Below are 25,122 nucleotides of genomic sequence, written 5' to 3'. Positions count from 1 at the left end.
ATTAATCGATATCCTTTAAGCTACTGCGAAATTGAAATAATTTTTGTTGTTCTCGTCGATCAAGTTCTTCAGTGATTTTATCTGCAAGTTCTTGTTCATTCATGCCTGGGGCGGCATTCACAGTGATATAATACTGTGAAGCGCTTCCTTGAATTAACTTGTTAGTCAAATTTGTAACTAGCGTTGAATGACTATTTACTAGATAATTTTCAATGTTGGTTTGCGTTAGATTAATTTTGTTAGCAAAATTGCCCATGGAATAAAGTATTTCATCATTACCATGAACAATGGCTTGAAAATTATTTTTAATCGTTTTAAGGTTAACGTCGTAGAAAACCTTAAGGAAGTTATGATCAATCAATGTATCTTCAAATAAACTCAAGATTATTTTTTTACTATCCAATACCTTATTTTTAAAACGATGGGTGAAATCCTTAACTATTCTTATAAAAAGCATTTGTAAATGGGGATTATCGGTTAATTCTAAATACAGTTTTTTTAGTGCATTGAAACGTTTTTGAGAAAAGATTTTATAGGGTGTAAAACTTTTTTCAATAAGGTTAAATGTTATATGAGGCAAATAAAAAACTTTAATAAATGATTTTAGAGTCCTGATGATGACTGAACTGTTAGTTGAAATTAGATAATGTTGATTAGCACTAGCTATTGGTTTGAGCGTTTCTAAACTATTATTTAACCTCTTGTCTGTACTGGTTTGTTTAGTTGTGGTGAGCTTAGCAAAAAAATTATTATAGGTATGATTGAATATTTTATTCGATAAATTCTTATGACTAATTAACTTTGGATCGAACCTTTCACTTTTTTTGTTGTTAGATGATATTAAGTTTCTCATTAGGCTAATAGCTGATTTAGTATATAAGATATGATTTACCTTAAATAGCTTAAATGTTGCTTTTAAAGTTGGATATTTATCTATCCAAAAACTATGTTTAGTTGTTTGAGGTAAGTAATTAAAAAAACATTCTTTTACACGCTGTGAAATCGTTTTAGTTGTATTAATGTTATTAACCAATACATCTATTGCAAGAATAGTGGTAACAAATTCCAAATTTTGTATTTTACGCCTAAATGGTTCAGATTGATTTAATATATAGGTAAAGCTATCTATAAATTTTAGATTAGCTGAAATTTTTGGATAGCTTATATTCCGATTCAAATAGTCGTTATTTAAGTTTATATTTTTTTTAAAATTGATCTGAGCAGCCGTATGATTTGGCGTAATTAAGCTATTAATATGCGCTTTTATAATATCTCTATTTTTATTATATGGGCTTTTGATTTTATGTGTTGAATAATGAATATTGACCCATGAAGCAATATATCGTGACGTTCGGTTACGGATAGATATTGCGTTTTTATTTAAGGGTAGACAAAGTGTTTGAATATTGCTATTAGAGAAATTAATTAATTTTCCCCGTTGCTCATTGAGTTTGTTATTGGCGTTAATTTTTGCGATAGCCAGTTTTTGGACAGTTTTAATTAAATGGTTATGACAGTTTTTAAATTTTAAATTATCAGTTTTTTGTTTTTGGTAGTTTATATTGGCGTGGCTTTTGTGTAACAAATTTCTCCTAGGATTATCATTTTTTGATAATGGGAATTTACGTTTAAAAATAATATTGGACTTGATCACACGAGTTGAATCATGATTATTTACAGTTTGATTAGTAGAATTATTTAATGTTGTTAACCAATTAATACGATTTTGTCTAATAAGCTTTAACGCGTTATTTTTATCGGTTAGTTTTAATCCACTTGATAACCCGTTATTAAGTTTCAATTGTAACTTGCGGTAACTATTATATTGATTTGATATGATTTTAGTCTGTTTTTTTAAATTACCAACAACCACAAAAATGGCGCGAAACGGTAGCGCCATTTTTGTATAATGTTGTTGGAATGTGATATTTTCTCTATTATCCATTTTGGGTACCGTTTCTTTGGCAAGCTTGTTCTTGCCATTCCATTAATTCAGTTAAAGTAAATTTATACATTTCAGAAGGTTGCCAATGAAATATCAAGGCAATATCTGCCATTGCATCTTCTACTCGGTTAGGGATTCTTGGCTCGCATCGTTCAAGTTCGGGGACAAAAAACTGATAACAACTTTTGTGATTTCAGATAAGTCAATTAAATCTAAACCAAGAACTTCATGTTCAGCAATTGAAGGCATAGTAATTCTTGGTAATACTTTTGCTAATGCATCGATATCTAAATCAATAAAATCAATTAATTTAACACCACGTAAATCGCCAGTTAATGGTTTACGAATGGTAAATTCAGTAATCATTTTTTTACCTGATAAAATCCCGGTTTTTAGTTTTACTTTATTTGTGTTTGTCATTGATCAATCTCTCAATTAGCCCTTTCGGGCTGAGTTATAGTAATTTTTATGTGTTAATTTATAAACCAATTGCATTACGTGCAGAGGATAAACGATCTACACCATTAACTTTGTCAATCATGTTAATAAAATCAATTTCGGTTATTTCTTCGTTATCAATAATTTCTTTATAATAAGTACACTGTGTGGTTATTTTTGTTGAGTTACTTTCACCTTGTTTAAGTTCTCCACGATCTTGTTCTTTATGTCGACCATTGACGATGATTTCGACTTTTATAAAATCTTCACTGTCATCTTTTTGGTAAGCACCAGCAAAGCGTAAAGTTACGCCATTGAGCAATCCGCCATGTTGTTTTAAAACTTCATGTGCTAAGCCGCCTATAGTCCATTCCACAGTGAGTGCGTTATCATCGTAGCCTAAGTCAATTGGAACGCTACCAGGCATGCCTGCACCACGATAGCTTTCAAACTTACGAGTTAGTTTTGGTGGTGTGAAAGATTCCACTTCACCAACGAACGATGTACCATTAACATAGACATTGAAGTATTTGAGTTTTTTAGGTAGAGCCATTTAGTTGTTCTCCTTAGTTTGTAGCAACTGAGTCAGCCAATTCGATTAGATATTTATCGGTAATACGTTGGCGTAGCATAAGATTTTCAAGTGGGGGCACTGGGGTATAATCGTAATCGATATAAAGTTTGCCAGCTTTTAATATATCAGCTGTATTTGATTCTGGATCAAACCAGGCTTTTCCATCAACGATGTAACCATTAGATTTCAATTCACGGAATTTATTATTAATCGACTCGACTAAATCTTTAATTAAAGAAGCATGCATAGGTGCATCGACTAATTGAAATTGCGCTTCAGCAATCGTATCAGCTAATACTTGTGCTGTCCGTGTATAGTTTTCGAAAGCAAATAGGGTATCTGCAGAGCAGGTACGTGAGCCCCAAAAACGGTAACCTTGATTACAAATCAATGTTGTTACTTCATTTTCGTTAAGGTAGTTTGAGTCTGAACTTTCTTCTTGTAAATCCCAAAATACGTCATGTGAAATACCGGTGACGCCATTAACTGGTACATTAGATAGGGTTTTATGCCAACCTACCTTTTGGTCAATTTGTGCACGTAAACCTAATGCTCGTGCAGTTGCAGACAATGTAACATTTGATTTTTTTGTGGTATCAAACCCTACAAAATCTGGCCAAATAATCATAGCTTCGCGAGCACCTAATTTATCGCGATAGAGCACTGCTTGTTCTTTTGTTTTTGCGCCAAAAGCTGAAACATAGCAAAATGCACGTAATTTTTGCGCTAATGACACTAATGCTGTTGCAACAGGTAACGAGTCATAACCCGGTACGCCCAAAATGCGCGGTTTGACCTTTAACTGTGTTTGTGCTGAAAGAAGGGCTTTCATACCGGTATATTTGCCATTCTCGGTTGTAGTACCAATAATATTGGCTTCTGTTTCTGCAGTAGATGTGCCTTTTTCAACACGTACAACAACAATTACTGGTGTACATTGATCAGCAATTGCTTCTAGTGTTGGTTTTAGAGTACCTTGAGAACCTGCTTTACCAATTGCCGTATTGATATTTGTAATTAAAATAGGGGTGTTAAGTGGAAAATAAGTTGCATCGGCATCCTCTCCAGTACAGACCACCCCAATAACAGCTGTTGAAACTGTTCGGATAGTACGTGTTCCTTCATTGATTTCGATGACTCGGACGCCATGATGATAATCGTTAGCCATAAGATCTCCGTTGTGATTAATATATGGTAAGGTTAATGTGCGAGCTTATAGTCACATATTTAAGAAAAGAGTGTTAGTTCTTAAATTTGTAAGTAATATTGTTACAACTGAAGCGTAAATAAATGGTAATAAAGGCTGATAAAACAACATTAATTTGTTTGTTATTTTATTTTTTAGTGAAATTATGTAATCTTAATTTTGGTGTGACTTTTGCTAAAAATGATATAAATCTAGCGAGATAGACTGAAATACATCATGGAATATAATTTAAATAAAGCTGTCAAATTAATAATGATATAAATAATTTAGTTTGTGGTAAGCAGAAAATTTTATTGCTTAGGGTGATTAGCTAAATAACTTAGTTCCCCTGAGTTACTAGCCAAATTGTATAGAAATGAATTGATATTTATGGTTATTTTTTTGGAGAAAGCTAAGTGTAGCTGAAAATAATATACAAAGTTTTTGTAACATCATTTGATTGGTTCAAACTTTGAAATTATGACTTCAAATTAAATTGAAATTAGGTGAGGTTATCCATCATACACTTTTAGTGACAACGTCATAAATCAGTGAGATGAGATTGTCGAGAATTTAATATATACCAACTTAATCTTTAATGCTCATGTCTTATTTGGATCGCTACCGTTTAGATTGCATTATGATTTAATTAATACAATTGATTGAAAATTGTGTTTGAACTGTCATCTTCTATTGTATTTTGGTTATAGCAAATGACAGTTGTTTTATTTTTTAATTAGCCAATCAATTTATATTACTTAATAGGTTTAGTTGGCCATTCGATTTCTTCTGTTTGTTCAACATCAATACGATTCACTAAAACTCGATATCTTTTCCACTCTCCAAGCTGTTTGACTTCTTGTTCGGTAGCCATTTCTGCATCAACGGCATCTTGCAAATAAGCAATTTTATCATTAGCTTCACTTAACAAAGATTTTTTTGTTAAGTGATTTTGTTCGTATGTATAATCATTACGAGCTTTGATATTTTCAACCCATTTTTTCTTTCTTTTATCCCATTCGTAAAATTGTGAAGGTTTTGGCTCAGAATAAGTTAAATCATCAAATATGATGCATCCCATATTTATGGCATTAAATAATTCATCATGTTGCTCTTGTGTGATTTCAATAGCTGTTAATGGTATTGCATCATTAATCGTATCAATAAAAAATGATTGTGTTTCTGTATTATAAAAATGTTTCATGACTTAAAATCCTATTGCAATATAGAAGATACCTGTTTGTAATAATTGACCAGTGCTGGCTTTACCCCAGCATCGGAAATGGGACTGCGATACTGGTTGAGCTGCGGTCGAATGTACCCCTCCATAGCCATCATTTGTAACAATCGCAAAACACGCGTTTGGAAACGTTGTATAAAAAGATTGAATCGTACCTTCCTCACCATTATCAGGTAAGTATTGAGTTTCACCCCACTGGATTAATAGACCGTTTGGTAGTTTTGTGTAACCGTTTTTACTAAATGATTGTGAAAATCTATTTAAAATATGATCATTTATATTTTCTGTTGTTATATGTTCGACCCATAGTGACCATTGATTTTCATATGCATAATAGCTACGCATAAATTGACGATTTTCTCGATATGTCGTATAGATTTGAGTGCATCCATCAGGAGAGTTACCATAGTTAACAAATACTTGTAACGCGCCAGCTTGCTCGACAGGATAACCTCTTTCAGGAAGCGCTCTTGTATTATGATGTTGGAAGTAAACACCATGCTGTTGACCTTTTAAATCATTTAAGCTTCTTTCAAATAAATCACCATGATATCGATATGCGTAATGGACTAAATTTTCTGTTGTAATAAATTCATTCCAGTTATTCCATGTATTTGAAAACCCTGAACGCATTTTTGCTCGATTGCTTAGTATATCCATTGCAAACTGTACTGCTTCAGAATTATTATTACCTGATTGAAGAATTTCTGCGTATGGAAAAGGTTTATTGCCGGTTGTTGAATCGGTAATAAATCCTAGTCCAGATAATTCAAACGAATCGACATTAGATAATAGATTCCTTTGACCGATACCATGATCACCTTGTTTAAGTGCTGATTTACCATTGATAGTAACGTTATTAATATTTTCAAATCTCCACGCATTTCCACCATTAGTGTACCTAAGCTTTGTAAACCAATTCTTTTTTTCTGCATCATAAAAAAGAAATGAGAAATTGTCTCCAATTGGGCGAATTACTGTAACATTATCAGGATTTTCATAATTGAATTTGATACCGTACGCTTTGTATTCAAACGTTAATTGGCCACTGATTACATCCCCTGATTTTTTAACTGAGTTTGCTGCCAAGTCATAAGTATTTTTTACAGCTAAAGGCGTTGCTGCTTGGTTTTCAGCTGTACTATTGGTTGCTGAGCTTAATTGTACAAATCCTTTTGATTTAGTTGTTGCAGTAGGATGGTTGGTTGATTTTTCATGTGCTTCCATTTTCGTTGCAATTAAGTTATCAACATATTCACGAGTTGCAAGTACCACAGAAGGATCGATTTTTAGTTCAACCGAGTTGACGCTATCGACTATAATTACCATTCTTATTACTTGGGTTCGGCCACTACCTTCAACTAATTTAGGTTTATAAGTTGCAGGGCAATTACCGACTGCAATTAAATTACCTTCATCATCGTATAAACCGATCTCGTGAATAAACCAACCACCTTCATTTTCAGGAATGACTTGTTCGGCGATGATTTGGTTAGAATTTTGTTTATCAATAAATAACGTATTAATAGCAGCTCGTCTGACCTCATGAACAAGTTGTGTTTGAGTGGCTATCGGTTTAGGAATAGATCCATTGCCATCACCAACACCCATTTGGGTTAATTTTAGTGGCACCCCTAAAGCTGTTGCATTAGCAAGCAATGCAGCGCCTTGTTTAGTTAATATTGTATAGTAAGTTTGACTCATGGTTTTATGCTCATTGTATCGATTAAGTGAATAATTGCGCCTACTTGGCGTTCGGAGGTTGTAGTTATTGTTTCAGTCACATAAGGGTAAATATAAAGAATATTCCCGTCGTAACAGCTAGCACCAACAGTGATTTCACCTTTGGATACTAATTGAATTGAGAGTGAAGACAATTGACGTGAAACGGGTTTTACATCGTCAATAATTCGATTTAATTCTTTGTAAGAATCGGCAGTAATTCCCTTATCTAAAACACCTATTTGTAATGAAAAAGTGCCAGGTTTTTGGTTGTTTTGCCACCATTCGGTAATACTAATTAAATAACCAAATGGTTCGACTGCTCGACGAATTGCTTCTTTAGTACCTTTCAATTTATGAATTTCAAAAGCTTCAGCAATTACCTTTCTTTTCGTTTTCTCTGGCCAAGTTTCATCCCAGCGATCAACACTGTATTGCCAAGCTAAATAAGGTAGTAGCTCAAAAGGACAAGTCATTGGATCCCAAAGTGAACGCAAGGGAATTGGTGGTTCACAAAACATAGCTTGAGAAAGATTCTTCTCAAGTTTTGTCGCAGATGGGGGGAGTAGCGTTTTATTCGCCATAACCAGCCACCTCTATTTGATAATCAGAACAAAAACTGGCTTGTTCGCGATTAACTAATATATCTTGCACAGGTTCATGTAATTCTACTCGTTCAACGCCAACAACATGTAAAGCAGAGATGATTGCACTGCGACTAATGCGTCTACCAATTCGGTGTTTTTCGGTAATATAATTTTGCAAATTGTTGATTGCTGTCTTTTTTATCGGTTCAGATTCAGGTCCTGGGTATAGATAAAGTGAAGCTTTAATATTATAGTGAATCAAATCGACTGATTTGACTGTGACACGATCGGCGATTGGACGACGATTTTCTTCATTTACGGCTTGGTTGACAATTGCTATTAATTCATCCGATGCTTTGCCATTATTTTCTCGCGACAAAATTGCAAGAGTTACACAAGCAGGTGAAGGACTTTCAGCAGCTGCATCCAATACTCGTCCATCAGCACTTCGTGCAAAAAATTCATAGGCAGCTCGAGGACCAGCAACGGATAAACCTTCAAATGCACTCTGAATACGCAGTCTAAAATCGCTGTCCGATTCTTTAATTTGTTTAATTGCCGGAACAACACTATTATCTTCAGGTTGAATTACTAAGCGTTGTACATTAAAATTCGCGCCTAAGTTATCAAGATCACGACCTTTAGCATGTGCAATCATCAAGGCTTGTGATGCTTCATTAATTCGTTGACGTAAAATTAATTCGTAATAGGCACTTTCTTGCAGTAATTTAACAATTGGTTCACTTTCAAATTGTAATGTTTTGGCGACTTCTTGCTGTTGTTCATCACTATAAAGTGCTATAAATTTATCTTTACGTTGTTGAAAGATCTTTTCAAAATCTAACGATTCAATGATGTCAGGTGGGGGTAATAATGAAAGATCTGTTAATGTTGCCATGTTGCTACCTCAATCTCACTGCTGAATGATTCATTTGGTTTATCTGTTCGTGAACCAACGATGTGTACTGTTAATTTTTCTTTGTCATTGAAAATATCAACTGCATCAATTTTTATACGTGGTTCCCATTGGCTTAATGCCATTACTGTTGCAGAAATCACTTTTAATCTTGTTGCTTCGGTATTGGGATGATCCAATAATAAAAAAAGTAATGAGCCATAATTACGACGTTCAATTCGAGAACCGACAGGGGTTGTCAAAATATCTTTAATAGATTGGTTGATATGATCCATATCAGTAATCGTGCGCCCAGTTTTACAATTCATGCCAATATAACTCATTTGGGTTTTCCTGTTGTTTCACCACCAGCTCTAACACCTGTATGGATATGTGAATCTAAAACAATACCATTGGACGATAATTGGCCTTGCTGATGAATCACATTGCCAGTTAAATATCCGGTATTGCCACTTTGTCCACCACCTGTTGCATTGAAAGATTTAAATGTGACATGGTCACTACATTCGACAAGTGGTGTATCAAGGTGAATTTTAGTACCAGCTTTAGCGGTAATTTGTTCGCTAGCTTCAATGACTGCTGTTTTTATTCCCTTTATTGTTAAGCAGCTAGTTTTAGGTTCGTATTCGAATGAAGCGCCATCGGGAAAAGTCACACAATAACCATCCTCAGAATTTGAAGGTGCTGAATTATCATTGCAATAAAGGCTTGGTAATACGCACCCTAGCTCCAAATTACCATTGGGACTTAAGATAAACACCTGCTCTCCAACAGATGGGCGCCACCAAGAACGGCTTTTACCTGCTCGATGAGTAAACCAGGGCAACCAAGCTGTAATAAGATTGCCAGAACGGACTCTAACCCTGTCACCTTTTGTTTCACAAACTATACCGGGACGGATCAGATTTTCTATTTTTCGTAATATGTCGACTAAGTCGGCTGGATGATATGTTTTCATGGCGCTATAATCGTCAATTATGCTTTAAAAATAAAGCGACCTTATTTGTAGAATATTTAGTTACAACATCCATGAACAGCTAATAATTATTAGCGTGATTAAAACAATAGGCGGGGTTGGTTATAAATGTATTTACAACTTATATGGATGTTAGCTTTCATTGAATAAAATGTGTTTTGAAAAGCTGCGTAGCACACAATCCTTATGTTGTTAACATCTGCCATTTGTTACGGTTTGTTAAAAAATGACAATAAGAATGATAATTTGTTTTTTTGTGGCTAAAGGGGCGGAACAACAACCAATATTGTATTATCAGCGGATTTTAATTCTAAAGATTATAAGGAAGAGTAGGGGAAGTTAGGCGCGTTAACTATAATAAAAGGAGAAATATGCTATTTGCGGTAGGATATATTATTAAATATTACTAACACTCTTAAAATAAACTAATTTAGTGTTTTATTGAATAATAGGAATGATCAATTTATCATCACATTAAAGTCAACCATGCCAGTCCTTTTTATACTCATTCAAATTATAAAAATATTTTACAATACCATGGCTATTTTATTCTTTTCAAATAAAAAATAAGGTAGATACAAGTTCATTGCCCATCACTGTTTTAACAAAATAGATATACTCGCAAAAATCGGATTATTACTTTATCGTTGCATAAATGCGTCCATTTAACCTAAATAATTAAGTTTTTGGTATTTGTTTAATGCAATTAGTAACTGGATTAACAAATATCGATTTTATTTCTATGTAAATGTGATCACTATAAGTTATTTATATCAAATTAAAAATAAAATAGAACAAGGTGTTTTTTATTACACCTTATATAAAGTAGGCAGATATTTTAACTTATTATAAAAAGGAAAATCTCACTAATTTAATAAATCTTCATCAAGAATTTTGTCTTTAATTATTTGAGATTGTAATGCTTCATTTATATTTTGTGTAAGAATGCGTTCTGACAATTTTAGCTTAATATTTATTTTGCAATGACATTCAGTGATGTCTTGAACATCGAATTTAATTGACGTTTTACGTGATTCTGGATTTAGCATACTATCGCTTTGATTGTTTGTCATCCAACTAACTATTGCCTGCATTAGTCCTTCGAATGGAAATTGGTAATTATCAAAAGTTAAATGCAAAGTATAATGATAAAAAAGTACTAAATTACTCGTAGTAATCGCTTCGATATGGCCGTTTGTTACTGCCATTTGTAATTGTGAAGCGGCATGGTTAATTAGTTTTTTTTCAAAAAGAAATTGTTTCAGGTTATCAATTTTTTTCATAGTAATCTCTTTGATTATGTTAAGTTATTACTACTCGTATGTACCCATACCAAACATATCATAAAAATTATTCTTAATTAACCTAGCATTTTGTTATTTTAAATCATGTTTGAATGGTTATTATTCGAGTTTAGTTTTAGTATGATTCGATCTTTACACTTAGTTCAAGACGTTTATTATTATTTAATAAATATGGTTTTGTTGTCCTACTTGAATTTATTATTGAGACGATTAAGTCATCGATGTGGATTAAAAGAATCGAGCCTGTTTTTAGCTGTAAAGTAAACAAAAACTATGGTTTTGAATTAATTAATCCCATAAATTAATCTGATTTTTTTTGGGTTCAGATACAAACTCAGGAACATTGACAGCAGTGCCCATTGGTAACATGGCAGGGAGTTCACAAAGATTAGGGTTATTTTGATAAATAGTTTCTACAATACCAGCCGTGCTACCAAAAACGCGATATGCTAATGCGTCAACTGTTTCATTTTGCATTGAATAAACAAGCATGATTAGATACTCCATTAATTATTAAAAAGTTTAGACTTTTTTAGTTACGAAATATAATTTATTTTATTTACTAAAATTGACCTTTAAAGTATATAAAAAAGCTAATATTTAAACTGTTACACCAAAATAGGGTGATTTTAGTGAAATAGGTTTGCTCTGTATGATCGCTATTTAACGGTTTTTGAACAACCGTTTAAAAATGTATTTTTGTAAGTTACAAATCAATAAATGGGCTAATTGGTTGGTTAAGTCGAAACTTGCTCTTTTGTTGTTAACAACTTACGACTTAGGTTTTTTTTATCAAGTTTCGCTTAGTATTTGAATAATCGCTATTCTAAGCTTGGTAAAAAAATGTTGCACTATATAAGCTATCGGTAAACATAGACTACCCAGAATAGCGTTCAATGTGATTAATTATTGTCTATTAGCCAAGCATGTTTATATGTTTTACCGTTAATCGTTATGGTGAAAGGGATTTGCTGGCCTAAATTAACCGATCTATCAGAGCAGACTTCGTCCCAATCTACATGTAATAGCGCATTTTGCGTCTGTGTTATTTGCCATCCTTCAGGGAGTATCTCTAATTCAGTTGGAATTGATTTCACCTTTACAAAACTAGGGCAGGTTATCTCATAAATGGCATTAGCTAAGTTAGACGTCAAAAGACTAACTAAAATTTTAATCGTGGTTTTACAATATTACCTTTCATCTAGAGCTAGATAATTGAATTTTCTAAAAAATTAATAATGCCATGATTAAATTAATTATTTTAAAAATAACATACGATTATTAGTAACATATACTTTTCAATAAACGTATATTTTGGCTAATCGAACTTTAGTAGATCGTTATATAACAAAAATTTATTTTCAAATAAATAAAATAAGATCAATAATGAATAGGTAGGAAGACAAAGCAATAAAGTAAGGACATAAAATGATTGATACGAATAATTTTTATCAAAGTGAAAAGCAACTCACTGAAAAAGATTTACAAACATGCGAGCAAACTTTGGGCATTACTTTACCTGACTCATTAAAGGCATTATATTTACGTTGTAATGGTGGTTTGGTATATAAAGATTGTTTTACTTTGCCTAATTTAGTAGATAAGTTAAAAATTGCTCTTTTTATGCCTATTAAATATAACCTAGCCTCTGATCATGATCCTGATTTTTTAATAGAAGGAACTGTGCAACAACTTTGGCAACAGCATAAATTAGAGAAAACATTATTACCATTTGCATTAGATTATAGCGATAGTTTTATCTGTATTAATCTTGATAATGGTGCTATTTATCGATATCGTTTATGGGATTGGGATGATAGTTTAACTCATGAACAAAACTTTACGGAAAATAGCGATTATTTATCAGCATCATTGGATGATTTTTTAAATGCATTAACTGAAGATAAATAGTTAACAAAGTCAAAAATGTTAGTGAGTAATGAAAGCTGTTGATATTTGAACTAAACATTAATATTAAATTTTATATTCAGTAATATACTGTTAGTGAAGTCGCTGTTAGGTTATGCATAACAACTTATGCATAAACATGAAGCGTTGTTGTAGATTTTATTATCAATACTATTGCAAAGTGAATTTATTTATTGAATTATTAAAAATAAGATGTAGTATTTGTTATCATCTTGCTTTCACTGATAAAAGTTGTAACCAACTAAGTTAGTTAAGTTTTATTTTTTTAAAATGAGATTAATTTATTAGGTAGTATTTAATAAAAGCTTAAATTTTTATATTTAGCTGCTCATATTCAATTATAACTGTTATAAAAATAGAACTATAGTTCCATCTATCCCACAAGAGTAGGATATTGTAAACATAGTAAAATATTTAATTAAATTGTACTTAAAAATTTTATTAAAAAACACATATTATTATTCTACATTATCTAAATATTATCACCGAAAATTGCAGTCATAATTATGCATTAGAATGATTGAAAAGATTTATAATGTTAAAAGTTGTATTTACATTTAACTTATTGAATTAGTGTTATAAATTTAGTTCTAGCCGTAAATATTATTTACCATAATAAAACAAAAATTAATCACATTGAAAATAAATCTATCTGCTATTAGTTTGGCTTGAAAAGATAATTTCAAGCAATAAAGCAACTAATTAGCAAAATATAAGATATGTTGATTATTCATAAGGGGATCGTAAATGCTTGTTGATACACTCGAAAGATTTGAATCCTTATATAAAAAATTGTGGATTGAACTAACGGATAAATATGGAAAAAATAATTTTATCGATGAGGTAGAAGTCTCAAAAGCAACGTTTTTGTTAGAAAATCTAATAAAATGTCGTATCTTTCAATTACCAGCATTTGAGTTGTTGTTAAGAATTAACCCCGATCGTGCTTTAGCTTTGCTTGAAGATCGTTATCTATCAATGGATTTATCTGATCATATTAATGATCAAGTTTCAGATCTAGAAATTATGTTAACAAATATCAAAAGGATATTAGGAAAAGAACAATTGATTAACATTCTAAATAGTGATGCATTTTTAGCTAAAAATAAGAAAAATAGAAGAGTAAAAGAAGCTATTCGCTTTGCTAAAGAGGATGATTAACAGTATAGTTTTTAACAAAACCCTAACCGAATTTCACTTAGTCAAAAAACAGGCTAACTGTTAGCCATATTTTTACACGATTAAGACCCATACTTTAATTCAAAAATCTCATGTTGTTAATTAATTATTTAAATGAATGTGACATTGTAACTTTAACTTAAGTGTCATATAACAAAATGATTATTAAAGGGATTAAATTGCTGAGTAGATTGGTAAAAAAAACATTATATTATTGTTATACTAAAAATGATAATAAAAGTATATAAAGAAAGGATTTTATCTTGCCGAAACCTATGATGCAGATGAAGAGTTATAAATCGAAAGGACGATGTAAATGAAAATTAATTTTTTACAATTATATGCTGAAGTAGAAGTTAACTATGATATTACTAATACGGTTTTAAAGCCATTGAGAATAAATCTCAATAAATTAAACAAAACGCTTCCACATTATGATAAATTATTTAAAACAACAGATTACGATTTAGTTTTTACCATATCTGCTACACAAGAACATAAAAATTTAGTCTACGGTCCGACAACATCGTCAAAAAACAAAGTAGTTTATTTCACAATTTTTATACCTTATAAAACGTTTAATTCATTTACTCAACAAATATATTACATTCTTGATACCATAGCAGAGGGAATTATTTTTGTATTCAATAAATATAAAACTGATCCTTCAGGGGTAAAAGAAGTGTTTGAAACATTAAAAACATTGATTGCAAAAGATCCAGAAAGATATGAAAAATGGCTAAAAGATCTCGAGGACTGATAATTTTAAAAATTTATAACGTTTAAGGCGAGATTGCCTTTGTTTGAATAGATATATAGCTATCAGCTGTGGGGCAGACCGATAGAGGAAATCGAACACAGCCAGATACAACAGAATCTAAGGTATCAGGCACAGTATTTAGAAAGAGAAATCGACTTACATTATAATACTTTTAGGTAGTATGCCCCTGAAATATGTAGATTCACACAATCGGATGAGATAAGGCTAATGAATGAGTATATTTTGTATCAGTATGCCCAAATGGATTGACTTGGATCGATCCCGATCCATAGGGGGGAGTTCAGAACTGCCAAATGAAGCTATTGTTTACCGAGTAAATGCATGCCTTGCAGATATGCTAAAAATGGGAGCGATGTTTTAATCGATGATAATGACAAATTAACTGGAGTTTCGATAAATAGCTCAAAGAATAAGTCATTAACACAATTAACAGAAGGAATTTCACATAATAAAGTCGGTGTTGCAACAGTTGGATCTAACTGAACGGTGAGTGCTGATGTTATTGCATCGTCAACTAAAAACAATCCTAATCATGCAACTTCATCAGGGATATCGGTAGAGCAAGCAGAAGTTTTGATGACACCTACTCAAAAAAAACATCAGCTAAATAAATACTCAAATCTAAAGGAAATTGTTAATGCACAAAAAAACTGAAATATCAGATTATGAATTGAATCAAATAAAACAACGTTGTGATAAAGCAACAAGTGGACCTTGGGTATCATATATTGAAGGTAGGGATCACACTAGTGGTTCAAATTTTATTATGACAGGGGATGAAAATAACCGTGGAAAAGATATTGAAATTATTGGTGGAACAATATATGACCAGGACTTTATTGCGCATGCTCGACAAGATATTCCTAACTTAATCAATGAAATCAAAAGATTGAAAAAATCAATTAAAAATGAATAAGTGTAATTTAATTTATTTTGTAATATGATGAAATAATTGATATATATTAATATATTTTCTAGTTTAAAGTTGAATGAAATATCTTTTCCGACGATTTTTTCAGAAACTAAAGAAAAAATAATGTAATTTATTTCAAATAATAAATTTTCTCTTGAGTGATTAGCACGAATTTTGACATTGTTGCAACACCACGGATAAATTTGTTAGCGGTACCCAGTGTTACCACTACGATGCCTAACACCGTCTAATTGAAGTTCGTATCGAAAAATTAAACCGTACTGAACGTTACGGCTATGTTTATGATGCCTTAGGCCGACGTATCGAAAAACATCAGATAGACCGAGCGGGCAAAGCCTGCAACCGTACCCACTTCCTGTGGGACGGACTAAGAATGATTCAGGAAACTCGTACCGACAGAAGCAAAAGCGTCTATATCTACACTGATGAAAGCAGCTATGAACCCTTAGCCAGAGTAGAGACCACCACCGGTACGGAACAGAAAGTGCTGTACTACCACACCGATGTCAACAGTGCCCCAGAAGAACTCACTGATGAAGACGGTCACATTGTATGGGCATGCAGTTAATAGCTGTAGGGCAGACCGATACAGGAAATCAAACACAGCCAGATACAACAGAATCTAAGGTATCAGCGACAGTATTTAGACAAAGAAACGGGCTTACATTACACTACTTTTAGGTACTATGACCCAGATATAGGCAGACTCACGCAGCCAAACCCGATTGGGCTGTTGGGTGGGTTTAACTTGTATCAGTATGCGCCCAATGGGTTGAACTGAGGGGGCTGGGTTCAAAAACATCATTGGGTGCAGATGCTTTTGGTAGTCCTTTATTTAGCTCTAAATATAGTGTATGGTATCAAACAGACATACCTATGCATATAGAAATCAGCACAATAGAAAAAGATTTAGTTGATGTTACCTAAAGGTATTGTGGCACCTGTTCAATCAGGTCCTATTGGCGGGGGTAAATCGACAAGCCCACCAAAATATTCATGGCATCATAATGCATATAAACCGACAACGATTGAACGCATACCAAGAGCAGAGCACAAAGCGTATGGGCTTGTACAAAATAGTTTACATCCAAATCAGAAAGACGGCTTAAAAAAGCTTGGTGGTTAATGTAAATTGTAATTTGAGTGAGACAATATGAAACTAATGATGATTCGAGAAATTCTTTCTAATCCAGATAAAATTCCTCAAACTTGGTTTTATCTTCCCCCAGATAAAACGACTTGGAATCTTGATACACAAGGTATATTTTCTTTGGATAGTGGGGATTTTCCTCTTGATTCAGATGAATATCTTCCCAAACAAGTTGAAAATGACGGCTGGATAGAGACCTTAGACGGATCGAGTATTGAAGATGTAGTTAGTTATGCTCAAGGGCAATCAGACAATGTTACATTAGATGATTTATTCAGATCTTTCATCTTTTATTATGAAAATGATGCATTTCTAGACTTTGATTAAAAATTGGAAACTTTTAATCATACTAAAATTTCATTTCAATAACGTGTAAGTCATCATTCTGATTGTAATTGTGTATTTAATTGAAGATATTAGAAATATATTATATGAATAAAACATAATTTAATTGGCTATCGTTCAATAAGACTAGAACGAGCCTAAACAAAAACTGACTTAAGACCGACTAAATAGTGTCATTGCGTTTATTTTACCATTTCACCACTTCACACGCTAAGCCATCGGCTGACGTATCGAAACATCGACAGGGCAAAGCTAGCAACCATCTTTTTATACTGTTCTTGATGCCGCTAGGAAACTGATGCAAAATATTTAATAAATATTGACGGTGCTGCTTGGGAAAATATAAACAATTATAGATATAAGGTATACCGAAATGAAGCGTGAATCACTTTATCACCTGTATTATTCAGGAATGGGCACTGTCGATCTCGATCCTGAATGGGAGCATAAAACAAGAGAGCAATTTTGTCATTATTGCCATAGACTAAAACTACCTCACACACACAGTGGTATGGATGTGATTACGGATGGGAAAATAAGGAAAAACCTAGATATGGCCATGGTAGGTGATCTGCTGATACCTAGTAGTATGTCGCAGCGCTTATTTGGTTTGCTGGGTGAGGAGGCTGAAAAACATTTAAATATAGGTTTTATTTATAATAAAGTGGAAAGTGAAAAGCATAAACAGCCATTTATGACTTTTATTAGTAAATATGATTATGTTGTACTTAGAGGTGAAAAACCATATATTTTTAATGGACAACCTGTTCCTGAGAATGTTCGTCTAGTTGTCTGTCCTGAATGTCATTTCCACTCAAGAAGAGAAAGAGCGCCAAGGTTTTTACTTGAGCGCGAATATCCACCATATCCAATATGCTGTACGGAATTTGGTTTACTTTTATATGAAAGTATTTATGAAAGGCTGAAAAATATTAAATTAGTTGGGGTACTTGTAGAGAAAGTTAAAGTTAAATAGCAAAATACTGATTCTATTGAAAACGCTTTCCAATAACAAAACCAGTAGAGATACTGAAATTGATGAGCATTATACAAAAACAGGAAAGATTCCAGTTGGCAATCAAAAGAGTTATAAACCGAAAGGACTATGTAAAGAAAGGTTTTTCAATTAGTCAGGACTATATGAATCAGAAGGCATGGCGAAATTAGGATATGACTAATTAACAACGCAATGCTTATGATCAAGTGGCTAAGAGTGGTTGCTCGAATACCTTGGATGAACACCAAAAAATAGCAGTAGATGCTCTTAAAGCCGGTGGTACCACCACTAAAGAGGCGAGAGATCTTGTCGCTCAATCTTTATGGAATTTAAGATCACAGGGTGTAACTTCATCATCAAATATACCGTGGAATTAGATAGGAGTAATTAATATGTCAGATAAGAAATTACTTGATTCCTTTGGTCAAGAGTTTATCTCTAGTATCAGAGATCAATCTATTTTTGAGTTTGAAGCCATATTAAATGGTAGAATGAAATCTAAAAGCTCTATTGAGCTGAGTAATGAAATAAAAGCCTTTGATGAAAATCAAATTAATGTTTTGAAAAAAGTGGTTTTTAATTCTATTGACAGTGTTATTTATAATGTTCTTAATATGCTTGAGCAAAATGAAGAAAACATGAAGTTGTTGATATCTCAAGATGGGAATGATGAAAAAAATATTCTTGAGCTCAGTGATGGATTATCTGGTGAACTTTTTACAGAAAATGGCTGGATAGAGAAATTTAGTAAATATGAATAGATGTTATATGTAGGGCCGGGAAAATTTATCTCTCCCAGCTATTTTTTTAAATAATTAAATTCTACCTAACCCAACTAAGCATATTTTTAACCTGTGCCAGTTGCTCCCTCAGTTCCCCTTCCTGCGGACTGTCCGGTATTAAATCAATACAGTCCTCGCAATCTTTACTGTCACGCTGGTGCCGGTATTAAATCCTGCCTCTCTCAGCCATTTACCGCTTAACTTAATTAACGGCGTATCGCTGTAAATAACTTACGGTATAGTGCCGTGTGCTGAAGAACTCACCGATGAAGACGGTAACATTATCTAGGAGTGCAGCTATAAGCTGTGAGGTAAACCGATACAAGAAATAAAACATCCCAAATACAATAGAACCTAAGCTCTCAAGGACAATATTTAGACAAATAAATTTGCTTACATAACAATATTTTAAGGTACAGCGACCTGATATAGGTAGATTCACGCAGCCGGACCCGATAGTCAATTGTTAGTGGGGTAAAATAATGAATGAAATTGATTATACTTTACGTAATTTACCAATGTTGCTTACAAGAAATAAAAAAATGTTGGCAAGATGCTATTATACAAACCAAAACAGCTTTATTTGGTTTTTTAAAAAAACATGAATTATTAATCGGTGTTGAGCCGTTTGATGAAGAGGGTAATTTAAAAACTGATACGGTTCTTATAAAATCTAATCTTATGCCAGAAGGTCAGGAATTATACAAAACTGCTGTTCGAGGATGGTATGATTACTTAGATAGAAGCACAAATCCTCATAAATATCAGAATCTTAGTCGGCTAGAAAAAGCTTTAGCTAAAATTCGAGAAAGTAAAAATAATTAAGAAAGATAAACATCTCACAATAGATAATAATTAAAATATGAGGTATTTATGGCTTGGGATTTTATAGCATCAAGTAATGTAGCCAACCATTTGATAAAAGTTCTTATCGAAAAACACAAAACTAATACACTAAATAATACGAATATTGAAGGTGCTATTTTGGAAAATAAAGAAAATAATAGATATAAGGTATATAAATGAAGCGTGAACCACTTTATCACCTGTATTATTCAGGAATGGGCACTGTCGATCTCGATCCTGAATGGAAGCATAAAACCAGAGAGCAATTTTGTCATTATTGCCATTTACTAAAATTACCTCACAGTGGTATGGATGTGATTACGGATGGGAAAATAAGGAAAAACCTAGATATGGCCATGGTAGGTGATTTGCTAATACCTAGTAGTATGTCGCTGCGCTTATTTAGTTTGCTGGGTGAGGAGGCTGAAAAACATTTAAATATAGGTTCTATTTATAATAAAGTGGAAAGTGAAAAGCATAAACAGCCATTTATAACTTTTATTAGTAAATATGATTACGTTGTACTTAGAGGTGAAAAACCATATATTTTTGATGGACAACCTATTCCTGAGAATGAGCATCTTTTTGTCTGCCCTGAATGTCATTTTCACTCAAGAAGAGAAAGAGCGCCAAGGTTTTTACTTGAGCGCGAATATCCACCATATCCAATATGCTGTACGGAATTTGGTTTACTTTTATATGAAAGTATTTATGAAAGGCTGAAAAATATTAAATTAGTTGGGGTACTTGTAGAGAAAGTCAAAGTTAAATAGCAAAATACTGATTCTATTGAAAACGCTTTCCAACAACAAAACCAGTAGAGGCAGTGAAACAGGAAAAATTCCAGTTGGCAATCAAAATAGTTATAAACCGAAAGGACGATATAAATGAAAATTGATTTTTTACAATTATACGCTGAAGTTGGCGTTTGCTATGAAATTACTGATGCAGTTTTAAATCCGTTGATAGAAAATCTTAATGAATTAAACAAAACTCTACCACATTATGATAAATTATTTAAAACAACAGATTACGAATTAGTATTTACCATATCTGCTACACAAGAACACAAAAATTTAGTCTACGGTCCTACAACATCGTCAAAAAACAAAGTGGTTTATTTCACAATTTTTATACCTTATAAAACGTTTAGTTGTTATAAGCAACAAATGTTCTATGTTCTTGATACCCTCGCAGAGGGAATGATTTTTGTATTCAATAAATATAAAACTGATCCTTTAGGGATAAAAGAAGTGTTTGAAACATTAAAAACATTGATTGCAAAGGATCCAGAAAGATATCAAAAATGGCTAAAAGATCTCGAGGACTGAAAATTTTAAAAATTTACAGCGCTTTACTACTTCTCTATATCTTGAGCAGCTTTTGCTATCAATCATCGACATAACCAGTTTAAAATAATAGTTTATCAACTTAAATATTTATTTAAATTAATGAGTTGCATCGTAATGGCGTTTAATAATTAAGTATGATATTTTATCAATACAAAATAAAAAAACTTTTATTATAAAAATAATGCATCAATTTGATTATGTAAGGAATAACCATGTTTAAATCAAAATATCGTATACCCAAAGATATTGATAAACGTATTACAAAGTTAAATTTAAATACAAAAATAAATCATGCCTATATCGAATTTCTAAAACAATATAATGTGATTATTTTAGATGATGAAGCTGAAATAGACTATTGTATTAATTGCGATGGCGAAGCGTTACCCTTAGAGGTTATTTTGGGTTTTTCAAAAGAAGATAGAGAAGATTTACTGGCAATCAATGATAGATATTTAGATCGCATTCCAGAAAATTATTTAGCGATAGCTAGCCTTAATTATGGTGACCTACTTTGTTTAAGCCCGAAGGGTAAAATTTATCACTGGGATCACGAAGTTAATGATCTATATTTTGATATGAAAGGGGGCTATTTAGAACAAAATACAAACTTAAAATTGGTCGCCAACGACATTGATGCCTTATTAGCGATGATAACAAGAACAGAAGTTGAAGATGACTATGATCCAGATGAAGATGATTACAATAACCCTAACATTCCTTTTCCAGATGATAGCTTAGATTCTTTCGTAAAATATCCTAAACGAATTTCAATAATTCCTGAAAATAGGCTGGCTATTTATTTAAAAAAAATGGAACTTTCTGAAAAAGGGCGTGAAGTCCTTGCTAAATTACGTGAACAAGGTTTAATAAACTAAAAGATAAATTAAATCAAACAGAAGTAACTATTATGTCATCTAAAGGTAAAAAAGGAATTATCGAAATTGCTACGCACAGTGGTAAAGGCGTTAGGTTTGGAGGCTATATACGATGTCTAAAGAATTAAGAACCCAATTTGAAAAAGAATTACAAATTTTTTTAAAAGATAAGTTAAAATCTTATCCTTATATAAAAGTAAATAGGAATAAAATTATTTTAGACAATAAAAAGGGGGCTAAAGCAAATATATTTATTGTACCTTCTAGATATTATCAATATGTATTCCATATGTATGTATATTCATCTGAAATCAAAGATTTTATTGATAGTATTCAACCTCCTTACTCTTCAAATTTCGATAATAAGGATATGGTCTATAGTTCACATTATTTTGGGGAAAAAAAATCTGATACAATCTTATTACCCAAAACAGAAAGTGGGAAAAAAAATATTTTTGATGCAATACTTAAAATATTGAATACCATCTATCTTGAAAGAGCCTATAATCTTATCGAAGTAAATAAAAAATTGATTGATGATATTATTTATTATCCTAAGGCATACGCTTATCCATTTTTAATCAGTCTATATGCTATACAAAAGAATAAAATCTCGTACCAAGATATTGATTTAGAATATTTATTGAGTGAGGAAATGCTAGGATATATCAATGATAAGGATTTGAAAATTGCATTTAATAAAGAAATAATTGATTATCCTTTATATAATATTCCTATGTTGCTTAATAAAAATAAAAGCAAAAAACTTCAAGATGCTGTCATTGAAACTGCCACAGCTTTATTCGGTTTTTTAAAAAAACAAAAATTATTAATCGATTTGGAGCCCTTTGATGAACAAGGAAAATTAAAAACCGACACAGTGATTAAAAGGGAAAATGTAACACCAGAAGGTCTAGCATTATTTAATACAGCTGTAGAGGGATGGCTTAAATATTTAAATAGAAGTCAAGCTGCTAACAAATATCAAAACCTAAGTCGTCTTGAAAATGGCTTAGCTCAAATCAGAGAAGGTAAAAAATAATTAATTTTAAATATTTTACTTTTATAGTCTGTACTGGATTCAACTTTGTTATAGCCGGCTATAATTGTCATACCTTGATACTGACAGAACCCCATTGTCTTGAATAGGCAGCACCACCGGTACAGAACATAAGTGCTGTACTACCACACCGATGTCAATGGTGCCCCAGAAGAACTCACCGATGAAGACGGTCACATTGTATGGGCATGCAGCTATCAGCTGCGGGGCAACACCATACAAGAAATCGAACACAGCCAGATACAACATCACCTAAGGTATTGGGACAGTATTTAGACAAATAAATCGGCTTACATTACAATATTTTAAGGTACTATGACCCAGATATAGGTAGATTTACGCAGTCGGATACGATAGGGCTCTTGGGTGGGTTTAATCTGTATCAGTATGCGCCTAATGGGCTGATGTGGATCGATCCGTGGGGGTTATGGACATATAATACGATGCCGTCAATTGATGGGTTCCAAAAGCATCATATTATTCCACAGAAATTAAAAAATCATGATGTACTTAAAAAGGCTAGCATGAACATTCATTCGGTTAAAAATATAATGTATCTGCCCACTTCAGCTGATGCGCATGCTACTAGAACGATTCACAACGGTTCACATAGAGCATACACACGGGATATAGAAGAGCAACTGAATGAAATTGATAAAAGGGGTCAAAAGGAAAATTGGACACAAAAGTAATACAAACAAGCTTTAAATGAACTAATAAAAACAAGAAGAATTGGTTTACGTAGTGGGAAAACTATTTTAAATAAAAATTCAATTAGGCTGTCTAAAGGATGTTGATATGATTTATAGATTTATGATAGGTAATTATCCTGATAGTTATTGGTTTCAATATGACTCAACTGTAGTTGCCAATTACGAATTTTTACAATGCAAGGAGATTCAATCAAATAAACCATTAGTTTTTAAATTAGAAAAAAAAGTCAGTGAAAAACGATTACTCTCTTACGATTTTTATTTCAGTGATGGTCCTGAATTTATTTCTCCTAGACTTGCCAATTTACTTTCAAACAATCAAGATTTTTTACATGATGTCCAGCTAATAGAGGCAACTATAATTGTTAATGGTCGCAGCTATTCTGGTTATAAGGCATTAAATTTTCTGCGTTCAATATCATGTATTGATATGAATAAATCTGAATATATACCATTATTAGAGAGTTTGCCTGACGGACCAAAAGAATTTTATAAAATGGTCTTTAAAGAAAATATAAATGAGCAATTTTGTATGGCAAGGTGTGAAGAATCTGAAGGGCGAATTGTGATTTCAGAGTCATTACGACAGTTTTTTATTGAAAATAAAGTAAAAGGAATAGATTTATACACATAATCCAATTAAGTAAACCTGGCTATTAACAATAGTCAGGAAAGACATCTGATAAACGAAACGCTATCTGTGGGACGGGCTAAGCATGATTCAGGAAACCCGTACCGACAGAAGCAAAAACGTCTATATCTACACTGATGAAAGCGGCTACGAGCCTTTAGCCAGAGTGGAGACCACCACCGGTACGGAACAGAAAATGCTGTACTACCACACCGATGTCAATGGTGCCCCGGAAGAACTCACTGATGAAGACGGTCATATTGTATGGGCATGTAGCTATCAGCTGTGGGGCAAACCGATACAGGAAATCGAACATACCGATATACAACAGAACTTAAGGTATCAGGGACAGTATTTAGACAGAGAAACGGGCTTACATTACAATACTTTCAGGTACTATGACCCGAATATAGGCAGATTCACGCAGCCGGATACGATAGGGCTCTTGGGTGGGTTTAATCTGTATCAGTATGCGCCTAATGGGCTGATGTGGATTGATCCGTGGGGCTGGATTTGTAAGGTAAAAGTTGAACGGGGCACTCATGGTCAGCCTCTTTCAGCAAAAGCAACAGTTTCCAAAGCTGATATAGGCACAGGGACAGCAACAAATCCTCTTCAAAAGCTTGGGCTACAAGATTAGGTAATGCAAATGATGAC

Annotated in this window: 35 protein-coding genes and 1 pseudogene; 20 read left to right on the top strand and 16 right to left on the bottom strand. The window is 32.7% G+C overall.

The annotated features are described in order from the left end of the window. Position 1: 1 nt before the first annotated feature. The 14 genes from J3U59_RS01050 to J3U59_RS00985 all read right to left on the bottom strand — a co-directional run bounded on the left by J3U59_RS01050 (position 2) and on the right by J3U59_RS00985 (position 11,985). Positions 2-1,945, bottom strand: a complete 1,944-nt coding sequence (locus J3U59_RS01050) for a hypothetical protein (protein ID WP_267332710.1) — start codon at positions 1,943-1,945, stop codon at positions 2-4. After that, positions 1,938-2,057 carry a GpE family phage tail protein gene (locus tag J3U59_RS01045; RefSeq protein WP_065634419.1) on the bottom strand — a complete coding sequence of 40 codons (120 nt, stop codon included), beginning with the start codon at positions 2,055-2,057 and terminating at the stop codon, positions 1,938-1,940. Before J3U59_RS01045 ends, J3U59_RS01050 begins: the two co-directional genes overlap by 8 nt. Positions 2,058-2,065: 8 nt before the next feature. Beyond that, positions 2,066-2,365 (bottom strand): phage tail assembly protein, encoded by a 300-nt coding sequence (locus J3U59_RS01040; RefSeq protein ID WP_065634420.1) that lies wholly within the window; start codon positions 2,363-2,365, stop codon positions 2,066-2,068. A gap of 58 nt (positions 2,366-2,423) precedes the next feature. After that, positions 2,424-2,936 (bottom strand): phage major tail tube protein, encoded by a 513-nt coding sequence (locus tag J3U59_RS01035; protein WP_267332711.1) that lies wholly within the window; start codon positions 2,934-2,936, stop codon positions 2,424-2,426. A gap of 13 nt (positions 2,937-2,949) precedes the next feature. Then, positions 2,950-4,125, bottom strand: a complete 1,176-nt coding sequence (locus J3U59_RS01030; RefSeq protein ID WP_267332712.1) for a phage tail sheath protein — start codon at positions 4,123-4,125, stop codon at positions 2,950-2,952. 772 nt (positions 4,126-4,897) lie between these two features. Then, the gene (locus J3U59_RS01025) at positions 4,898-5,347 is read right to left on the bottom strand and encodes a tail fiber assembly protein (protein WP_267332713.1); all 450 of its coding nucleotides are present in this window, start codon (positions 5,345-5,347) and stop codon (positions 4,898-4,900) included. Between the two features lie 3 nt (positions 5,348-5,350). After that, positions 5,351-7,087 (bottom strand): phage tail protein, encoded by a 1,737-nt coding sequence (locus J3U59_RS01020; protein WP_267332714.1) that lies wholly within the window; start codon positions 7,085-7,087, stop codon positions 5,351-5,353. After that, positions 7,084-7,689: a phage tail protein I gene (locus J3U59_RS01015; protein WP_267332715.1), complete on the bottom strand. Its 606-nt coding sequence runs from the start codon at positions 7,687-7,689 to the stop codon at positions 7,084-7,086. Before J3U59_RS01015 ends, J3U59_RS01020 begins: the two co-directional genes overlap by 4 nt. Then, positions 7,679-8,590, bottom strand: coding sequence for a baseplate J/gp47 family protein (locus tag J3U59_RS01010; protein ID WP_267332716.1), 912 nt, complete (start codon positions 8,588-8,590; stop codon positions 7,679-7,681). The genes J3U59_RS01015 and J3U59_RS01010 overlap by 11 nt, the downstream gene beginning before the upstream one ends. After that, positions 8,578-8,931, bottom strand: a complete 354-nt coding sequence (locus tag J3U59_RS01005) for a GPW/gp25 family protein (protein WP_267332717.1) — start codon at positions 8,929-8,931, stop codon at positions 8,578-8,580. Before J3U59_RS01005 ends, J3U59_RS01010 begins: the two co-directional genes overlap by 13 nt. Beyond that, positions 8,928-9,566: a phage baseplate assembly protein V gene (locus J3U59_RS01000; RefSeq protein ID WP_267332718.1), complete on the bottom strand. Its 639-nt coding sequence runs from the start codon at positions 9,564-9,566 to the stop codon at positions 8,928-8,930. Before J3U59_RS01000 ends, J3U59_RS01005 begins: the two co-directional genes overlap by 4 nt. An 884-nt stretch (positions 9,567-10,450) precedes the next feature. Continuing rightward, positions 10,451-10,867, bottom strand: a complete 417-nt coding sequence (locus J3U59_RS00995) for a phage tail protein (protein ID WP_267332719.1) — start codon at positions 10,865-10,867, stop codon at positions 10,451-10,453. Between the two features lie 309 nt (positions 10,868-11,176). Then, positions 11,177-11,380 (bottom strand): tail protein X, encoded by a 204-nt coding sequence (locus J3U59_RS00990; protein ID WP_267332720.1) that lies wholly within the window; start codon positions 11,378-11,380, stop codon positions 11,177-11,179. A 410-nt stretch (positions 11,381-11,790) separates the two neighbouring features. Further along, positions 11,791-11,985 (bottom strand): hypothetical protein, encoded by a 195-nt coding sequence (locus J3U59_RS00985; protein WP_267332721.1) that lies wholly within the window; start codon positions 11,983-11,985, stop codon positions 11,791-11,793. Positions 11,986-12,316: 331 nt separating this feature from the next. Between J3U59_RS00985 and J3U59_RS00980 the strand changes: the two genes are divergently transcribed. From J3U59_RS00980 to J3U59_RS00970, 3 genes are all read left to right on the top strand, one after another. Then, on the top strand, positions 12,317-12,799 hold the full coding sequence (locus J3U59_RS00980) for an SMI1/KNR4 family protein (RefSeq protein WP_267332722.1): 483 nt from the start codon (positions 12,317-12,319) through the stop codon (positions 12,797-12,799). A 765-nt stretch (positions 12,800-13,564) separates the two neighbouring features. Continuing rightward, positions 13,565-13,978, top strand: coding sequence for a hypothetical protein (locus tag J3U59_RS00975; protein WP_267332723.1), 414 nt, complete (start codon positions 13,565-13,567; stop codon positions 13,976-13,978). A gap of 334 nt (positions 13,979-14,312) precedes the next feature. Further along, a complete protein-coding gene (locus tag J3U59_RS00970) occupies positions 14,313-14,756 on the top strand; it encodes a hypothetical protein (protein WP_267332724.1) in 444 nt (147 codons plus the stop codon). Between the two features lie 320 nt (positions 14,757-15,076). On the opposite strand, the gene J3U59_RS00965 is transcribed toward J3U59_RS00970, so the two are convergent. Continuing rightward, positions 15,077-15,301: a hypothetical protein gene (locus J3U59_RS00965; RefSeq protein WP_267332725.1), complete on the bottom strand. Its 225-nt coding sequence runs from the start codon at positions 15,299-15,301 to the stop codon at positions 15,077-15,079. A gap of 113 nt (positions 15,302-15,414) precedes the next feature. Between J3U59_RS00965 and J3U59_RS00960 the strand changes: the two genes are divergently transcribed. From J3U59_RS00960 to J3U59_RS00930, 8 genes are all read left to right on the top strand, one after another. Next, positions 15,415-15,693: a hypothetical protein gene (locus tag J3U59_RS00960; protein WP_267332726.1), complete on the top strand. Its 279-nt coding sequence runs from the start codon at positions 15,415-15,417 to the stop codon at positions 15,691-15,693. 391 nt (positions 15,694-16,084) lie between these two features. Further along, entirely contained in the window at positions 16,085-16,279 is a 195-nt protein-coding gene (locus J3U59_RS00955; RefSeq protein WP_267332727.1) for an RHS domain-containing protein, read from the top strand. 18 nt (positions 16,280-16,297) lie between these two features. After that, positions 16,298-16,492 carry an RHS repeat-associated core domain-containing protein gene (locus J3U59_RS12000; protein WP_416379625.1) on the top strand — a complete coding sequence of 65 codons (195 nt, stop codon included), beginning with the start codon at positions 16,298-16,300 and terminating at the stop codon, positions 16,490-16,492. Positions 16,493-16,627: 135 nt separating this feature from the next. Beyond that, positions 16,628-16,837 (top strand): hypothetical protein, encoded by a 210-nt coding sequence (locus J3U59_RS00950; protein WP_267332728.1) that lies wholly within the window; start codon positions 16,628-16,630, stop codon positions 16,835-16,837. 27 nt (positions 16,838-16,864) lie between these two features. After that, positions 16,865-17,188, top strand: a complete 324-nt coding sequence (locus J3U59_RS00945; protein WP_267332729.1) for a DUF7716 domain-containing protein — start codon at positions 16,865-16,867, stop codon at positions 17,186-17,188. Between the two features lie 391 nt (positions 17,189-17,579). Continuing rightward, positions 17,580-18,182 carry a hypothetical protein gene (locus J3U59_RS00940; protein ID WP_267332730.1) on the top strand — a complete coding sequence of 201 codons (603 nt, stop codon included), beginning with the start codon at positions 17,580-17,582 and terminating at the stop codon, positions 18,180-18,182. A gap of 227 nt (positions 18,183-18,409) precedes the next feature. Continuing rightward, positions 18,410-18,580, top strand: a complete 171-nt coding sequence (locus tag J3U59_RS00935; protein ID WP_267332731.1) for a hypothetical protein — start codon at positions 18,410-18,412, stop codon at positions 18,578-18,580. A 15-nt stretch (positions 18,581-18,595) separates the two neighbouring features. Beyond that, positions 18,596-18,964 carry a hypothetical protein gene (locus J3U59_RS00930; RefSeq protein ID WP_267332732.1) on the top strand — a complete coding sequence of 123 codons (369 nt, stop codon included), beginning with the start codon at positions 18,596-18,598 and terminating at the stop codon, positions 18,962-18,964. A gap of 138 nt (positions 18,965-19,102) precedes the next feature. Here J3U59_RS00930 and J3U59_RS11995 read toward each other — a convergent pair whose 3' ends face one another. Beyond that, on the bottom strand, positions 19,103-19,213 hold the full coding sequence (locus J3U59_RS11995; RefSeq protein ID WP_416379544.1) for a SymE family type I addiction module toxin: 111 nt from the start codon (positions 19,211-19,213) through the stop codon (positions 19,103-19,105). A gap of 258 nt (positions 19,214-19,471) precedes the next feature. Between J3U59_RS11995 and J3U59_RS00925 the strand changes: the two genes are divergently transcribed. The 9 genes and pseudogenes from J3U59_RS00925 (at position 19,472) to J3U59_RS00885 (ending at position 25,105) form a co-directional block, all read left to right on the top strand. Further along, entirely contained in the window at positions 19,472-19,810 is a 339-nt protein-coding gene (locus J3U59_RS00925; RefSeq protein ID WP_267332733.1) for a hypothetical protein, read from the top strand. Positions 19,811-19,858: 48 nt separating this feature from the next. Further along, positions 19,859-20,011 carry a hypothetical protein gene (locus tag J3U59_RS00920; RefSeq protein ID WP_267332734.1) on the top strand — a complete coding sequence of 51 codons (153 nt, stop codon included), beginning with the start codon at positions 19,859-19,861 and terminating at the stop codon, positions 20,009-20,011. After that, positions 20,008-20,604, top strand: a complete 597-nt coding sequence (locus tag J3U59_RS00915) for a hypothetical protein (protein WP_267332735.1) — start codon at positions 20,008-20,010, stop codon at positions 20,602-20,604. Before J3U59_RS00920 ends, J3U59_RS00915 begins: the two co-directional genes overlap by 4 nt. Before the next feature lie 114 nt (positions 20,605-20,718). Beyond that, complete coding sequence (locus tag J3U59_RS00910; RefSeq protein ID WP_267332736.1) at positions 20,719-21,162, top strand: hypothetical protein; 444 nt, start codon at positions 20,719-20,721, stop codon at positions 21,160-21,162. Positions 21,163-21,395: 233 nt separating this feature from the next. Further along, on the top strand, positions 21,396-22,061 hold the full coding sequence (locus tag J3U59_RS00905) for an SMI1/KNR4 family protein (protein WP_267332737.1): 666 nt from the start codon (positions 21,396-21,398) through the stop codon (positions 22,059-22,061). Positions 22,062-22,173: 112 nt separating this feature from the next. Further along, a complete protein-coding gene (locus J3U59_RS00900; RefSeq protein ID WP_267332738.1) occupies positions 22,174-23,103 on the top strand; it encodes a hypothetical protein in 930 nt (309 codons plus the stop codon). 132 nt (positions 23,104-23,235) lie between these two features. Continuing rightward, positions 23,236-23,813 (top strand): annotated as a pseudogene (locus J3U59_RS11990) (RHS repeat-associated core domain-containing protein); the annotation flags it as partial. A gap of 106 nt (positions 23,814-23,919) precedes the next feature. After that, the gene (locus tag J3U59_RS00890; protein WP_267332740.1) at positions 23,920-24,468 is read left to right on the top strand and encodes an imm11 family protein; all 549 of its coding nucleotides are present in this window, start codon (positions 23,920-23,922) and stop codon (positions 24,466-24,468) included. Between the two features lie 82 nt (positions 24,469-24,550). Then, positions 24,551-25,105, top strand: coding sequence for an RHS repeat-associated core domain-containing protein (locus J3U59_RS00885; protein ID WP_267332741.1), 555 nt, complete (start codon positions 24,551-24,553; stop codon positions 25,103-25,105). The last annotated feature ends 17 nt before the right edge of the window (positions 25,106-25,122 follow it).

The organism is Gilliamella sp. B3783, from assembly GCF_026536125.1.
Lineage (GTDB): Bacteria > Pseudomonadota > Gammaproteobacteria > Enterobacterales > Orbaceae > Gilliamella.
The sequence above is the reverse complement of the archived record's forward strand: the minus strand, read 5'-3'. Positions and strand labels throughout refer to the sequence as shown.

What these genes read in the sequence shown, in the direction of transcription:
- J3U59_RS01050 (WP_267332710.1), bottom strand. Translation starts at nt 1,945, where the DNA reads ATGGATAATAGAGAAAATATCACATTCCAACAACATTATACAAAAATG.
- J3U59_RS01045 (WP_065634419.1), bottom strand. Translation starts at nt 2,057, where the DNA reads ATGGCAGATATTGCCTTGATATTTCATTGGCAACCTTCTGAAATGTAT.
- J3U59_RS01040 (WP_065634420.1), bottom strand. Translation starts at nt 2,365, where the DNA reads ATGACAAACACAAATAAAGTAAAACTAAAAACCGGGATTTTATCAGGT.
- J3U59_RS01035 (WP_267332711.1), bottom strand. Translation starts at nt 2,936, where the DNA reads ATGGCTCTACCTAAAAAACTCAAATACTTCAATGTCTATGTTAATGGT.
- J3U59_RS01030 (WP_267332712.1), bottom strand. Translation starts at nt 4,125, where the DNA reads ATGGCTAACGATTATCATCATGGCGTCCGAGTCATCGAAATCAATGAA.
- J3U59_RS01025 (WP_267332713.1), bottom strand. Translation starts at nt 5,347, where the DNA reads ATGAAACATTTTTATAATACAGAAACACAATCATTTTTTATTGATACG.
- J3U59_RS01020 (WP_267332714.1), bottom strand. Translation starts at nt 7,087, where the DNA reads ATGAGTCAAACTTACTATACAATATTAACTAAACAAGGCGCTGCATTG.
- J3U59_RS01015 (WP_267332715.1), bottom strand. Translation starts at nt 7,689, where the DNA reads ATGGCGAATAAAACGCTACTCCCCCCATCTGCGACAAAACTTGAGAAG.
- J3U59_RS01010 (WP_267332716.1), bottom strand. Translation starts at nt 8,590, where the DNA reads ATGGCAACATTAACAGATCTTTCATTATTACCCCCACCTGACATCATT.
- J3U59_RS01005 (WP_267332717.1), bottom strand. Translation starts at nt 8,931, where the DNA reads ATGAGTTATATTGGCATGAATTGTAAAACTGGGCGCACGATTACTGAT.
- J3U59_RS01000 (WP_267332718.1), bottom strand. Translation starts at nt 9,566, where the DNA reads ATGAAAACATATCATCCAGCCGACTTAGTCGACATATTACGAAAAATA.
- J3U59_RS00995 (WP_267332719.1), bottom strand. Translation starts at nt 10,867, where the DNA reads ATGAAAAAAATTGATAACCTGAAACAATTTCTTTTTGAAAAAAAACTA.
- J3U59_RS00990 (WP_267332720.1), bottom strand. Translation starts at nt 11,380, where the DNA reads ATGCTTGTTTATTCAATGCAAAATGAAACAGTTGACGCATTAGCATAT.
- J3U59_RS00980 (WP_267332722.1), top strand. Translation starts at nt 12,317, where the DNA reads ATGATTGATACGAATAATTTTTATCAAAGTGAAAAGCAACTCACTGAA.
- J3U59_RS00975 (WP_267332723.1), top strand. Translation starts at nt 13,565, where the DNA reads ATGCTTGTTGATACACTCGAAAGATTTGAATCCTTATATAAAAAATTG.
- J3U59_RS00970 (WP_267332724.1), top strand. Translation starts at nt 14,313, where the DNA reads ATGAAAATTAATTTTTTACAATTATATGCTGAAGTAGAAGTTAACTAT.
- J3U59_RS00960 (WP_267332726.1), top strand. Translation starts at nt 15,415, where the DNA reads ATGCACAAAAAAACTGAAATATCAGATTATGAATTGAATCAAATAAAA.
- J3U59_RS00955 (WP_267332727.1), top strand. Translation starts at nt 16,085, where the DNA reads ATGATTCAGGAAACTCGTACCGACAGAAGCAAAAGCGTCTATATCTAC.
- J3U59_RS00950 (WP_267332728.1), top strand. Translation starts at nt 16,628, where the DNA reads ATGTTACCTAAAGGTATTGTGGCACCTGTTCAATCAGGTCCTATTGGC.
- J3U59_RS00945 (WP_267332729.1), top strand. Translation starts at nt 16,865, where the DNA reads ATGAAACTAATGATGATTCGAGAAATTCTTTCTAATCCAGATAAAATT.
- J3U59_RS00940 (WP_267332730.1), top strand. Translation starts at nt 17,580, where the DNA reads ATGAAGCGTGAATCACTTTATCACCTGTATTATTCAGGAATGGGCACT.
- J3U59_RS00930 (WP_267332732.1), top strand. Translation starts at nt 18,596, where the DNA reads ATGTCAGATAAGAAATTACTTGATTCCTTTGGTCAAGAGTTTATCTCT.
- J3U59_RS00925 (WP_267332733.1), top strand. Translation starts at nt 19,472, where the DNA reads ATGAAATTGATTATACTTTACGTAATTTACCAATGTTGCTTACAAGAA.
- J3U59_RS00920 (WP_267332734.1), top strand. Translation starts at nt 19,859, where the DNA reads ATGGCTTGGGATTTTATAGCATCAAGTAATGTAGCCAACCATTTGATA.
- J3U59_RS00915 (WP_267332735.1), top strand. Translation starts at nt 20,008, where the DNA reads ATGAAGCGTGAACCACTTTATCACCTGTATTATTCAGGAATGGGCACT.
- J3U59_RS00910 (WP_267332736.1), top strand. Translation starts at nt 20,719, where the DNA reads ATGAAAATTGATTTTTTACAATTATACGCTGAAGTTGGCGTTTGCTAT.
- J3U59_RS00905 (WP_267332737.1), top strand. Translation starts at nt 21,396, where the DNA reads ATGTTTAAATCAAAATATCGTATACCCAAAGATATTGATAAACGTATT.
- J3U59_RS00900 (WP_267332738.1), top strand. Translation starts at nt 22,174, where the DNA reads ATGTCTAAAGAATTAAGAACCCAATTTGAAAAAGAATTACAAATTTTT.
- J3U59_RS00890 (WP_267332740.1), top strand. Translation starts at nt 23,920, where the DNA reads ATGATTTATAGATTTATGATAGGTAATTATCCTGATAGTTATTGGTTT.
- J3U59_RS00885 (WP_267332741.1), top strand. Translation starts at nt 24,551, where the DNA reads ATGATTCAGGAAACCCGTACCGACAGAAGCAAAAACGTCTATATCTAC.